The organism is Anabaena sp. CA = ATCC 33047, assembly GCF_963870205.1.
In the GTDB taxonomy this organism is placed as follows: domain Bacteria; phylum Cyanobacteriota; class Cyanobacteriia; order Cyanobacteriales; family Nostocaceae; genus Trichormus.
On the sequence record NZ_CAWMSA010000035.1, the window covers coordinates 149,691 to 163,297 of the forward strand.

At 44.1% G+C, this 13,607-nt stretch carries 11 protein-coding genes; 2 read left to right on the plus strand and 9 right to left on the minus strand.

All coding sequences use genetic code 11. From position 1 onward, the window contains the following. Window positions 1–52: 52 nt before the first annotated feature. The 4 genes from ndhD1 to AACS98_RS08240 form a co-directional block, all read right to left on the minus strand. Window positions 53–1,630 (minus strand): photosynthetic/respiratory NAD(P)H-quinone oxidoreductase subunit D1, encoded by a 1,578-nt coding sequence (ndhD1, locus tag AACS98_RS08225; RefSeq protein WP_066378071.1) that lies wholly within the window; start codon window positions 1,628–1,630, stop codon window positions 53–55. A gap of 378 nt (window positions 1,631–2,008) precedes the next feature. Then, a complete protein-coding gene (locus AACS98_RS08230; protein ID WP_066378073.1) occupies window positions 2,009–4,096 on the minus strand; it encodes an NAD(P)H-quinone oxidoreductase subunit 5 in 2,088 nt (695 codons plus the stop codon). 284 nt (window positions 4,097–4,380) lie between these two features. After that, window positions 4,381–4,767: a thioredoxin family protein gene (locus AACS98_RS08235; RefSeq protein WP_066378076.1), complete on the minus strand. Its 387-nt coding sequence runs from the start codon at window positions 4,765–4,767 to the stop codon at window positions 4,381–4,383. Window positions 4,768–5,149: 382 nt separating this feature from the next. After that, the gene (locus AACS98_RS08240) at window positions 5,150–5,866 is read right to left on the minus strand and encodes an NnrU family protein (RefSeq protein ID WP_082803692.1); all 717 of its coding nucleotides are present in this window, start codon (window positions 5,864–5,866) and stop codon (window positions 5,150–5,152) included. 213 nt (window positions 5,867–6,079) lie between these two features. Between AACS98_RS08240 and AACS98_RS08245 the strand changes: the two genes are divergently transcribed. Continuing rightward, window positions 6,080–7,093 carry a LysR family transcriptional regulator gene (locus tag AACS98_RS08245; protein ID WP_066378079.1) on the plus strand — a complete coding sequence of 338 codons (1,014 nt, stop codon included), beginning with the start codon at window positions 6,080–6,082 and terminating at the stop codon, window positions 7,091–7,093. 533 nt (window positions 7,094–7,626) lie between these two features. Here AACS98_RS08245 and AACS98_RS08250 read toward each other — a convergent pair. Beyond that, window positions 7,627–8,385 (minus strand): Crp/Fnr family transcriptional regulator, encoded by a 759-nt coding sequence (locus AACS98_RS08250; protein WP_015137174.1) that lies wholly within the window; start codon window positions 8,383–8,385, stop codon window positions 7,627–7,629. 273 nt (window positions 8,386–8,658) lie between these two features. Between AACS98_RS08250 and AACS98_RS08255 the strand changes: the two genes are divergently transcribed. Continuing rightward, window positions 8,659–9,537 (plus strand): glutamate acetyltransferase, encoded by an 879-nt coding sequence (locus AACS98_RS08255; protein WP_066378082.1) that lies wholly within the window; start codon window positions 8,659–8,661, stop codon window positions 9,535–9,537. Window positions 9,538–9,822: 285 nt separating this feature from the next. Here AACS98_RS08255 and AACS98_RS08260 read toward each other — a convergent pair whose 3' ends face one another. The 4 genes from AACS98_RS08260 to AACS98_RS08275 form a co-directional block, all read right to left on the minus strand. Further along, the gene (locus tag AACS98_RS08260; RefSeq protein WP_066378091.1) at window positions 9,823–10,674 is read right to left on the minus strand and encodes a Cof-type HAD-IIB family hydrolase; all 852 of its coding nucleotides are present in this window, start codon (window positions 10,672–10,674) and stop codon (window positions 9,823–9,825) included. Window positions 10,675–10,852: 178 nt separating this feature from the next. After that, entirely contained in the window at window positions 10,853–11,617 is a 765-nt protein-coding gene (locus AACS98_RS08265; protein ID WP_066378093.1) for an energy-coupling factor ABC transporter ATP-binding protein, read from the minus strand. Between the two features lie 11 nt (window positions 11,618–11,628). Then, entirely contained in the window at window positions 11,629–12,288 is a 660-nt protein-coding gene (locus AACS98_RS08270) for an energy-coupling factor transporter transmembrane component T family protein (RefSeq protein ID WP_066378095.1), read from the minus strand. A gap of 147 nt (window positions 12,289–12,435) precedes the next feature. After that, a complete protein-coding gene (locus AACS98_RS08275) occupies window positions 12,436–13,356 on the minus strand; it encodes an energy-coupling factor ABC transporter permease (protein WP_066378098.1) in 921 nt (306 codons plus the stop codon). Window positions 13,357–13,607: the final 251 nt, after the last annotated feature.

A 13,607-nucleotide genomic window follows, 5' to 3' on the forward strand; every position in this document is an offset into this window, starting at 1 on the left:
AGGTTTCCCACCCACTCTTAAAGAAATCTCAATTGCAGCCATCAAATCCCAATTAATCACTAATTGCTGGTGCATTCAAAGAAACTTGGGCTGTTTCTTGTTTTTGCTGTGCTAATGTGGGGACAGAATCACGCAACCTAGCTGTTAGTTGTACTGTTGTAGAGTCGTACATCTGAGTGAGTAACTTGGGATAGAAACCAATACCAATAATTGGCACTAACAAACAAGCAATGATGAAAACTTCGCGGGGTTCAGCATCAATTAAAGCTTGGTGAGAAACTAATTCTTCGTTTTCTTGACCGTAGAAAATTTCCCGCAACATTGATAGCAAGTAAATTGGAGTTAAAATCACGCCAACCGCCATCAAAAATACTACGATGACTTTAAATGTAGGGCTATAAGCATCGCTGGTTGCAAAACCGACAAATATCATTAACTCGGCTACGAAACCACTCATTCCGGGTAATGCTAAGGAAGCCATCGAACAAGTGGTAAACATGGCGAAAATCTTCTGCATCCGTTTACCGACACCACCCATTTCATCTAACATCAGGGTGTGTGTCCGGTCATAAGTTGCACCGACAAGGAAGAACAAACTCGCCCCAATTAACCCGTGAGACACCATTTGCAAGACTGCGCCACTTAAACCTAAGTCGGTAAAGGAAGCGAAGCCAATAACCACAAACCCCATGTGAGAAATTGAGGAGTAAGCAATTTTGCGTTTGAGGTTGCGTTGGGCAAAGGATGTTAAGGCAGCATAGATGATATTCACTACCCCCAGAATTACCAACACAGGGGCAAAGTAAGCATGGGCATCAGGCAGTATCCCCGCATTCATGCGAATTAGGGCATAACCACCCATTTTGAGAAGAATACCAGCCAATAACATGTGTACTGGGGCTGTAGCTTCACCGTGGGCATCTGGTAGCCAAGTATGTAGGGGAATGATGGGCAACTTGACGGCGTAGGCAATTAGGAAGCCAGCATACAGCAACAATTGGAAATTTAGGGCGTAATCTTTGAGAGCGAGCGATCGCATATCAAAGGTGACATTATCGCCATAAAAGGCCATTGTCAACGCTGCCACCAAAATAAACAGCGAACCGCCAGCAGTGTACAAAATAAACTTGGTCGCTGCGTATTGCCGCTTTTTACCGCCCCAAATTGCCAGCAGCAGGTAAACCGGAATCAATTCCAATTCCCACACCAGGAAAAACAGCAGCATATCCTGTACGGCGAATACGGCTATTTGACCGCCATACATCGCCAATAGCAAAAAGTAAAATAGCCTCGGCTTCAAAGTCACAGGCCAAGCTGCTAAGGTGGCTAGGGTGGTGATGAATCCAGTCAAAATAATTAGGGGCATAGACAAGCCATCCGCCCCCACAGACCAATTCAAATCCAACTGTGGAACCCAAGGGTAACTTTCCACCAGTTGCAAGTTTGGATTGTTGAAGTCGTATTGGGTATAAAATGCGTAAACAATCAGGGCGAAGTCAATTAAGCCGACGATCAGGGCGTACCAACGGATGGTTTTACCGTCCTTATCGGGAATGATGGGAGTCAGTAGCGACGCGGCTATTGGTAATAAAATAATCGTCGTCAGCCACGGAAAATTAGCTGTATTCATCACAATTTGTCTACTATCAAAATCATGTTTGTCAAAAAGCCTCTAGTTATTAACTAACAGCTTTTTGACGATTTGGCAGTTATTGTTAGGTTGATTTAATCAAATTGGTATTTTCGATGAGGAGTTTTAAGTCCTCTTTTTCTATAAGCGGCGGGTTTTGTGGCGAGGTCAAATACCTGTTACAAAACGTAATTTAAAATTTCAAATTAATTTAATGTTTCTGTTAACTAAAGTTAAAAATCTGACTTGAAAAAGCTGCGGAACTAAAATTTTACTAAAGCTTGAATTGTGAATTATTGAAGTATTAACCAAAACAAAAGAGTCTAATTGAGACTCTGACAAAACTTAGGGGCAGACAAACGCCCACCCCTATGAAAATCAGGTGACACCAAAGAAAATCACCAAGCCCAAAACAGCCCCAAAGATGATCAAGGCATAAAATTGAGCGCGACCATTTTCTAGGTATTTCAAACCTTCACCACTGACAAGGGTGAAAAAGCCTGTCAGGTTAACAGCACCATCCACCACTCGGAAGTCTACTTCCATCACTTGTCTAGCCAAGCGGCGTAAACCCAGGACAAACACACGATGGTAAATGTCATCGAAGTACCACTTGTTCAGGGATAGTTCGTAGAGTGGCTTAATTTTGGCTGCGATCGCAGCTGGGTCAATTACACGCTGCAAATACATCAAAGAAGCCAAGGTAATCCCAATTAAGGAAATACCCACTGAACCACCCGCCATGATGTAAAACTCATGGGGGTCAAACTCGGCTGCTTTTTCGAGAATTTCGGTGAGGCTTTCTGTAGGAGAAAAGATAAACCGTTCAAAGTAATTGTTGTAAGGTGTACCTACCAAACCAATCAAAATTGAAGGTATAGCCAACACTAGCAAGGGTAAGACCATCGTCCAAGGAGATTCATGGGGAGAATCACTGTGATGACCGTGGGAATCATGATGATCCGCTTTTGCTGCCAGTTCTCCTTTTTTCATCGCCCCAGGCCCAAAATTAGGCGCAGCAGCACCTAATTCTAGAGGCATATCAGCAGCAGCTTTTTTGAGTAGGTTTTTGATTTTCTCGTCATTACCCCGGAATTTGCCTTCAAATGTCGAGAAATACATTCTAAACATATAAAAAGCAGTAATCCCGGCTGTCATCCAGCCAATAAACCATAACAAGGGGTTAGCGGCATAAGCTGCCCCCAGAATTTCGTCTTTTGACCAGAAGCCAGCAAAGGGAGGAATCCCAGAAATTGCCAAACAGCCAATCAAAAAGGTGAGTCCGGTTAGGGGCATATACTTCCGCAGTCCGCCCATTAAGCGCATATCCTGCGCCAAGGCTGGGTCATGACCAACAACTGCTTCCATGCCGTGAATCACCGAACCAGAACCCAAGAACAGCATCGCTTTGAAATAGGCGTGAGTCATCAGGTGGAATAAACCAGCACTGTAAGCACCTACACCCATTGCCATCACCATGTAGCCTAATTGGGAGATGGTGGAGTAAGCCAAGCCTTTTTTGATGTCGTTTTGGGTAATGGCAATAGTAGCCCCAAGAAATGCTGTAAATGCTCCCGTAAAGGCGATGACGTTCATCGCGGCGGGGACGTGTTCAAACACCGGGTACATCCGGGCAACTAGGAATACACCTGCTGCTACCATTGTTGCGGCGTGGATTAAGGCAGAAATTGGAGTGGGGCCTTCCATCGCGTCTGGTAGCCAGACATGAAGGGGAAATTGGGCGGACTTGGCGACGGGGCCGAGGAAAACTAAAATTGCAAACAGAATTGCCAGGAAATTGCTCAGTGAGCCTGTTTGTACCAGTTCCCCTAGGCGATCGCCCATAATAGTGAAATCGAAGCTGCCTGTAGCCCAAAATAGCCCCAGAATGCCCAGCAGTAACCCAAAGTCACCCACGCGGTTGGTCACAAATGCTTTTTGACAAGCATCGGCGGCTGACTTGCGATCGTACCAAAAGCCGACCAGCAAGTAAGAACACATCCCCACCAGTTCCCAGAATATGTAAATCTGCACAAGGTTGGGGCTAACAACTAGACCCAACATGGATGAGCCAAATAAGCTGAGATAGGCGTAAAATCTCACGTATCCTGGGTCATGAGCCATGTAGCCATCGGTATAAACCATAACTAAGAAGGCTACTGTAGTCACAATCACCAGCATTAAGGCGGTGAGATTGTCGATAGTATAGCCCATGCTCAGGTGGAAATTCCCGGCTGCTGCCCATTCCAGGGTGCGGAGATAGGTTGCGTGTCCTTGGAGTTGACTCCAAAGTAAGGCCAACGACAGACCCATTGCTGCGCCCATCAGGGAAATGATCAACGCTGCATTTAGTTGTCGTAGGCGGTTTGTCGTCTGATTTAACGAAATTAAGCCTATGCCGACTAGCATTGCCCCCAAAAGCGGCAATACCGGAATCAGCCAGGCGTATTGATAGATTATTTCCATCACTGACGCGTACTTTGAGGATTCTTGACTAACTTTGGACTTTACTGTACAGTGATTGCCGCCAGCAAATGTCCAGGTCGGAACTGTTAATAATTGTGACACACACCCTAGATGATAAAATACCCCACTCAATCACATTTCGGTGGGGTAATTAAGCTTGGTTTTAGATTTAGGCACTAGCAAGGGGGCAGGGGGACGGAGAAGCAGGGAAGATTTTTCCCCAAAATTCTTTAATTTTGAATTTTAAATTTTGAATTTTGAATTGATTTGTCCCCAATCCCCAATCATGCTAAATGACATTCTAGGTCTGCGGTCTTGGGGCTGTGGTAAGTTGGGAGGCGATGACTATAGGTGAGTTTAATTTCTTCCAAAGCTAAACGTAAGTCATCTCGACCACGAAAACCTTCTAAGCGATGCCGAACCATACCATTTTCAATCAACAGTAAGGTAGGCAGAGACTTTAGGCGATAAGTGTTAGAAAGTTTAAAATTGTCATCGGCGTTAATCCCAACTAATTTAATTTGCTCCCCGCATTCAGCTTGAAATTGCAGGAGCAAAGGGTGGATAATCCGACATAAACCACACCAAGGTGCTTCAAAGTTGACTAAAACTGGAATTGGAGATTCTAAAACTTCTTGAGTAAATGTCCGCTCACTAACCGACAACACCATGACGCCTCTAAAATTATAGGGTTTTATTATCAAACTAGCTATCAGCAGAAGAAGTTAGCAAGCTAGTAAAGGCTTTATAGCAGTTAGGTTTCAAAATTGCTTTTGGCTTTGACACACAAGCCAGCAGCATTTTAACGGCTGCTTTTTAGCTTTTTAAGTCCTGGCAGACCTCTGGGAGAGGTTATTGTGAATGCTGTGCCTGATACTCTCCCACAGAGGCAATTGCTCAGTAACTTACCACTATAAAAAAATATTCCAACTAATGAGCGTACCCCCACTAACAGCTGTTTCCATTCATCCTACATTGATTTGGTAGTAATTGATAAGTAGGAAATTTCCCGCTTGTTAGTATTTTTTTTGGAGATTGGGGATCATGAGCAAACTACCAACTTACCCGGCTAGTTGCTACCAGTAAAAAGGGATGCGCCCACCAAAGCAGTGCGACAAAAATACCAATACCTAAGTAAGCAGGACGAAGAAATTCTTGCCAGTTGAGAGATTGGCGACCATCAATAATTGCTAAAAAGGGAATAATGGAGGTGCGCTGTTTGACAATTGCAAAGGCTTCACCATAACGATCGCTCAAACGGCGATCGCCGTGCCACACTCCAAATAAATGATGCAATACTAACCCAATTGATGTTACCAAAGTAAAGCTAGTACCTAACCACAGGGTATGAGCGATACACCAAATTATTTGCCCCACCATTTGGGGGTGGCGGGTAATTCGGATTATCCCTGTCTCATACAGATGCACTTGGGGCTTTTGAATAGCCGCAATTTCTAGTAGATTGAAGGTGGCAGGATACAAAAATAAAAATGAAATCGCTGACAACACCCAAACTATTGCTTTCACTCCCGGTACACCTTGTACCTGCCAAAGTTGCAGGCCATCATAACGGTGATTAAAAAAGTAAATAATTAGTGTGACAGCCAAAGGTAAACTAACTAATGCAAACACAATGCGATACACCCTGGGGCCGATGTACTTTTCTGCCCAAGGTCGCAAAGCCGCTCCCCCACTGTGGGCGATCGCAAACGTTAACAGTAACCCCAGCATGACAAAATGACTCGGAGTTAACCAAGTATTAAGCATCATAAACATAGGTGAAGTTATTTAAAGAAAAGTTAAGTATATACAACCAATACCACAAAGTATTCCAGAGGGGACTTTTATCAAGATGTTGTGATACTGTCTTTTTCGAGTTAAGCCTCCAAGTGTAAGATGCAACCAATCATGCACAGCTTCTAGCTGTAAACCTTGATTGATTGCCAAAGCTGCTCCTTTCAAAAGTTTGTGGGTTGAGCCATTATGTCTGACCTTCCTTTCACTTTAGATCAGTTACGTATTCTCAAAGCGATCGCCGTAGAAGGGAGCTTCAAGCGCGCCGCTGATAGTCTATACGTCTCCCAACCTGCCGTGAGTTTGCAAGTGCAGAATTTAGAACGGCAATTGGATGTACCCTTATTCGACCGTGGCGGACGACGCGCACAGTTAACCGAAGCAGGGCATCTACTATTGAGTTACGGTGAAAAAATCCTCAGTTTGTGTCAAGAAACTTGCCGAGCGATTGAGGATTTACAAAACCTTCAGGGTGGTACTTTAATCGTCGGTGCTTCTCAAACTACTGGTACATATTTACTGCCCAAAATGATCGGGATGTTTCGCCAAAAATATCCCGATGTTGCTGTCCAACTACACGTCCACTCTACCCGACGCACTGCTTGGAGCGTCGCTAATGGTCAGGTAGATTTGGCAATTATTGGCGGTGAAATCCCCGCAGAATTGGCAGAATCTTTAGAAATTATTCCCTACGCTGAAGATGAACTGGCACTGATTTTACCTGTATTCCATCCCTTCGCCAAACAGGACACCATTCAAAAAGAAGACCTATATAAATTACAATTCATTGCCCTAGATTCCCAATCCACAATTCGCAAGGTCATTGACCAGGTATTAGCACGCTGTGGTCTTGATACTAGGCGGTTTAAAATTGAAATGGAACTCAATTCCATTGAAGCGATTAAAAACGCTGTGCAATCAGGGTTAGGTGCGGCTTTTGTTTCCACCAGCGCGATCGCCAAAGAATTACAAATGGGTGTACTGCACTGCACCCCCATTGAAGGTGTTGTTGTCAAGCGCACACTATGGCTGATATTTAATCCTAACCGCTATCGTTCTAAAGCCGCCGAAGCTTTTAGTCAAGAAATCTTGCCCCAGTTTGCTGCCCCTGACTGGAATCAGGAAATCTTAAAATTTTCCCAGAAGAAATTAATGGTAAGTGCATTAGATGCAGTCATACCAAATTCTGCTGAAGAAGATTAGTGATTGGTTATTAGTTATTAGTCATTAGTCATTAGTCATTAGTCATTAGTGAACAACTAGCGACTATTGACTATAGGCTTTTGACTCAAAAACTCACATAGAAGCAAATACTGCGGTTAATCAAACAAGTTGCAGTAATATATCTTTCTTAATGACTCACTAGCTACTAACCCCAAAGGCATTGTCTCAATGTTCAATCTAGCCCTTGCCGTTGGGGCGAACGCAGGGGCTATTACTTGCTCCATACCAAGAACGATTCGTCCTCCCTAAATGTCTTGATCAATGGCACAAATTGAACATTGAGGCCTTTTAGCGATAAATTTGCCCGATTGCATAATCTGTTTGTGGTGGACAAACAGATTTTTTTAACTGAGCAGTAAGCAAGTGTTGCTGGCGCGGACTTACTGCTGACTCATCGGGGGTAGGAACTGATTACCTAAGTTTGACAATCACAACTCACCGAACTCTGCTATTGCTGATAGCCAGAGTGGCAGTTCCTCACCGTAGATGCGCTGAATACAGTCAATGATGCTTTAGCTGGCTCTATTAATTGACTCTGCTGGCAAGCAAATCAAATTATCCCCTTGGGTGAGAATTAAGCCACGTTGACGTAATTTACCCATTAAACGGGTGACGGTGACACGAGTTGAACCAATCGCGCTACCGATTTGAGCATGGGTAAGGGGGAAAGGCAAACAATAACCACGAATCACATCGGGATCGGTTTCGCTCATGGCTGGCTCTCCATATTCCTCAATTAACAAAGTGAGGAATCCTAAGAGTCGGTCAATTGTACGCCGTTGACCCAAAGCACTGAGCCACAAAAGTTTACGCTGGTGCTGGTATCTGAAGGCATCCATTACTTCCCGACGAAAATGAGGCCAGTTGTCTAAATCATGCCAGTACATCCATAGCACGGCTGTTTGATCAACATGAGCATAAGCTTGCAGCGTGAATGGTGACTGCGCCACGATTTCAAAGGGCTGTCCGGCTCCCACAAAACCCAAGAATGCTTCTTCGGGGGTTCTGTTGATGCGTCGAGATGTTAGCTGACTCGCAGTAGCACTAACCTGGGCGGTTCCTACCATGCGAATCGCACCCCTCTGCACCAAATACAGCAAACCAGGCCGGGCTGGGATGCGCTCATCTTTGCTAAAGGTGCGGCAGCGATAGTGTTCTTGCGCCCAGTCAAGAATGCGTTGCCAGGTGAGAAAAGGGCGTGATGCCTCAGAAAAGGAAGATGGAGATTGCATAGGTAACAAAGAGCGTTCGGCTGAAGACAAAGACGACATAAAAGGTGCAAGGAGTGTCTTTGTGTTTTTTTTGAAGTAGGCTTAACGCCTAACAGCGTCAGCCATCCAAAAAGTAGAGAGCAATTTGCGCCCTACTATATTTGTTATACTTCCTACTGTACAATGTTGGTAGTAAAGTTTACATATTATTCATCGAATATTTATGAAATTTTATGCTTGTCTCATTTTTCTCCTTTTAGAGTAATATTATATCCTATGTTAGATGACATATACCCAAGTAATTACCGCAACCGTGCTTTTCATCTAAACTAAGTGTATAATCACTTATTTCTCAGTAAAAACACTGCACCTAAGCAGTTAGTATATGGTTATTTACTAACGGCACTTGATGTTTACAGTCATCATAGGGAAACCCTACAGATAAAAGATGGAAAAATCCCTCTACATCAAGGTAGAGATATTCATCGAGTTCTGTATATTTCAGGGGTGGCTCTACGATTGTCAAAATCTCATAATCAAGACGCTTTGGAGATAGCTCAAGCCATTGTTAGCCACCTATGCGATATCTGTGGTGAAACTTTGTCTGTGGGGATTGTGCCTCCAGGTTGGATTCATTTAGAATTACGTGACTCTTTTTTAGCAACTTGGTTGCAAAGTTTTGCAGTTGGCAAAAGCTACCTCTACTCTTCACCGCCAGGAACGCAGCTAAGTGTAAAACTTCACAGTCCTGCTCGCTTATTTGCTATACAATATGCTCATGCACGCTGTTGTTCGCTCCTTTGGCTGGCTCACCGGGAAGGATTAATTCAACTCAAAACACCTTCGTCAGATTATAGCGATAATCAGCCACTCTTAAGTCTGCTGACAACAGAATCTATTCCTTGGCTGAATCATGAAGCTAAACTTCGCCTGAATCATCCGGCGGAGAGTAGTTTAATTGTGGAATTAGTCAAAACCGTAGATGAGTTAGAGTTTCCTGACAATGGGGATAAAATCAACTGGGAAAAAGTAGGGCTGGATTTGAGTCAAGCTTTTGAGGATTTTTGGTGTCGGTGTCGCATTTGGGGGGAAGTGAAAACTTCTTTACCAGAGTTAACCCAAGCGCGACTGGGATTGTTGATTATTACTCAGTTAGTTTTCAGGTTTTTGTTAGTCAACAAATTGGGTTCTGTTGCACCTGTGGAACTATAACTTTAGATACAGCTAATTGCATAACTCTAGCCAGAAGTGAAAATTCTGTGCTGGGTTTTGCTCACTCTAGTTTCTGCTTTTGCAATCATACCCGCCAAATCGAGTTTTACAGCTTTTGACCTTTGTTCAGTAGTGTTTCTGAGCCAGACAATAAAAACTTTTATAACTAGGTCTTGACTGATTTATGACCCTCGGCTATATTATCAGGTGTGTGAGGAGCGAACCAGCGAGAACACCGAGACGAAACACGGCCAGTCGTCGGTGTTCTTTCTGATTTTCGGGTATTTAAGAAAGTAGAAATTTTTCGATGGCTGTGGCTACACCATCAAGTTCTACACTAGGAGCTACCCAATCCGCGATCGCTTGCACCTGTTCTGGAGCATTTCCCATCGCTACACCAACCCCGGCATACTCCAGCATTTCTACATCATTGAAGTTATCCCCAATAGTCATGACATTGTGACTTTGTAAGCCTAAGATTTCTTCTGCCAAGTAACGGACAGCATTACCTTTATTGACAACCGGATTGGCAGCTTCTAAGAAAGTAGCAACGGAGGTTGTCATATACAATTCCGCCGGGGTGTACTGGCGGCGCAAATTCCCCATTAAATTTTGAATGATAGTGGTATCGTCACAAAGGGCTAAAATCTTTGTGGGTTGAGCAGAGGAGAGGGTTTGGCGTAAATCTCCGACAGCAATGGGTGTAATGCCAGAACGAACAGCATAGGCTTGGGTTTCCGGGGTGACTTCCCGCACATACAACTGATCATTGATGTAGAAATGGATAGAAAGCAGCGATCGCAGCGTCGGCTGTTCAAAATAATCTAGTAGCTGGTGAGCCACTTCTCTAGATACAGCTAAATGTTGATAAACTTTTTGAGTAGCGGGATCTTGAATCCACGCACCCTGATAAGCCATTAACGGCAGAGTACAATTTAACTCTTGATGAAAGCGTAACGCCGAGCGATACATTCTACCAGTGGCGATCGCTACTGCAATACCTTGAGCTTTGGCGGCGGCGATCGCTTCTTTGACAGCTTGACTAACAGTGTTCGACTCTCCCGAAATTGTGCCATCTATATCGACAACTAACAATTTAATTGCTTGGGCGGTACTGGTAGCTGGTGCGTTGTACATAAATTTCCCAGATTTCAACTCTCAGTTAAGAGATTATCAGGCTGTGAGCAATTCACGCATAAGCTTACGCCTACAAGTTTTATAGTTTTACTCAGCGAAGATAAAAAATAATTGAACGCAGATAAACGCAGATAAACGCGGATAAATCTGTAGTCTATCTGGTTGCAATTCGCTATCATCACCAACCTATGGGTAAACCTAACTGTTCTAAAGTGTCCCCGTCTTGTAAAAGTGGCTGAATTTCACTGTCAATGGCGATGCTACCGCCAGAGAGTACCAAAGCCCGTTGAGTCACTTTTCCCAACCAATGTAGTTCATGGGAAGCAATTAAGATGACTTGCACTGGTAAATTTAATAATACTTGCGCCAAGTGTCGCCGCCATGCTGGGTCTAGTCCAGTGGTTGGCTCATCTAAAATCAAAATTGTCGGTTCGAGTGCCAAAATAGCGGCGAGGGCGGCTAGTCGTCTTTGTCCCCCGGATAATTCGTGGGCGGAACGATTGGCGTAGGCTGCTAGACCAAAATCTGCTAATAATTGACGGGCGCGATCGCTGGCTATGGCGGTTGGTACACCGTAATTACGCGGCCCGAAGGTAATATCTTCTAAGATGGTGGGCATAAATAATTGGTCGTTAGCATCTTGAAAGCTAAAGCCAATGTATCGCCGAATTTCGGGTAAGGTTTTGGTTTCTAGGGGAATGTCATTAATGAAAATTTTGCCTGATTGCGGCTGTTTTAAACCAATGAGATTTTCTAGCAAGGTGCTTTTACCAGAACCAGTTGCACCCATTAACGCCACGCGATCGCCTGGATTTAAACTAAAAGAAATATCTTGTAATACAGGTGCTTGGTGAGGATAAGCATAAACTAAGTTTTTCACCTCAACTACTGCGGCGTGGGGGTGACGGGTAGATGTGTGGGGGTGAGAAGTTAAAGATTTCAAGATTCACAACTCTATATGAAGACTGCATTGTGCCAATAGGAACTGAGGGTAAAACAGATAGCGATCGCCCAAGCCATCAGCAGAGTAAAACGTTCTTTGGCTCGGAATGTCGCATCTATGGGCAATTGTCCGTTATAACCGCGAATCACCATTGCACCATAGACACGTTCCGCCCTTTCCAAACTGCGAATATACAAACTCCCAATCATCGCTACACTGGCGTAGCGTAACCAGCCAGATACACCATTGAGTCCTCGTAATTGCGCGCTACGCTGCATCCGTTTGACTTCCGACAGTAATATTTCGATGTATTGCCCAGCTAGCAGTAAATTTTCTTTGATAGCTGTTGGTACAGGTAAACTTTTGAGCGCAATACCAAAACTGTGAGGGGGTAGAGTTAAGAGAAAACTATTCATGACGACGAGACAAACCAGAGAACGAACTAACAGAAAACTGGCTCGTTCCCAACCCAAGGGTAAGGCGACTAAAGACAAGAAAATTAATTCTGTACCGAGTAATCCTCCCATTTGACGCAGTGGTGGGCGTAAAAATGCCAACCACAGACAAGCGATCGCACCATATACAGCCAGCCAATACCAAGCATGATGCTTTAATAAAGCTGTGCCGACAACAATCACTAGAGATAGATGCAAACGTAACGCTAAAACCATACGTCAAAATTCAAAATTCAAAATTCAAAATTCAAAATTGTTGATTGTTGACGGTTGACTGTTGACTGTTGATTGTTGACTCTTCGATAATTTCTCCATTGTCTTCCCCAGTCCCCAATCCCCAGTCCCCAATCCCCAGTCCCCAGATTAAGCACTCTTCGGACTGACGATTTTGGCGATGCCAAAGGCGACAGCGAAGCAAATCGCCGCACCTACAAGCCCAGCGATACTTGTACCAATCACACCTAAACCTTCAATTCCGTAGTCTGCTAAGGGTGTTGGTACTGTTACCCGCACCTGTTCGGCTAAGTTAATAAAACCTAAGTCTTCGGCTACTCTTTCTAAACCATCAGGCCAAGCTGAAGCTACCAATGATAGTAACCCAGCTACTAAGACAATGCTAACTACAGGTACTAACCAGCCACGCATTTCTTCCTGTTCCCCTGGTAGTAAATCTGGGCGTGCTTTGGCTAGGTAAGTCAACACACCGCCAGTAATTAAGCCTTCACCTACACCTATCAAGATATGAACACCAGCCATTGCTGGTAAAACGGCTATGGATGCAGTTCCCGAAAGCAGTAATTCGATCGCACAAGCTATAGATGCTACGACGACGCTGACACCGGCAGCAATTCCCGCAGCTAAAGGTAAGCGTCCTTTAGAACCACCGAATAACCTTTGTAAAGTTTGGGTTAATATCCAGCCTACCCAAACGTTAATTACTGCCGCATTTAAAATATTAGCTCCCAAGGCGGTGATCCCACCATCGGCAAACAATACAGCTTGGATGATGAAGACTGTGGCCATACAAAGCATACCAGCCCAAGGACTACCCAAAATAATTGCTGCTAACGTTCCTCCCAGCAAGTGACCACTTGTACCACCCGCAACCGGAAAATTAATCATTTGCGCCGCAAAGATGAAGGCGGTAGTTAAACCCAGTAACGGGGCGCGACGAATACCAAAGGCTTGTTGCGATCGCTCACACGCCACAAACAATGCTAAAGCACTGGCTAAACCAGTAGCCCCAGCCACGGGTACAGAAACAAATCCATCAGGTATGTGCATAATCTGCCCTTTATTAAAACTGTGCAATTTTAGGCATCAAACTTATAAAAAACAATATTTCTCATTTGTTTTCAATGCCCTATTGGGGGATTTTAGCCTGATACTCAGGGAATATTCGCAATAAAATACACATCAAATAATGTACTTATTTAGCAAGTTGTTAACTTTTATTGATTTCACTACAAAATAAGATAGATCCCCGACTTCTCAAAGAAGTCGGGGATCTGGATTTGACGCTATGGATGAACAAA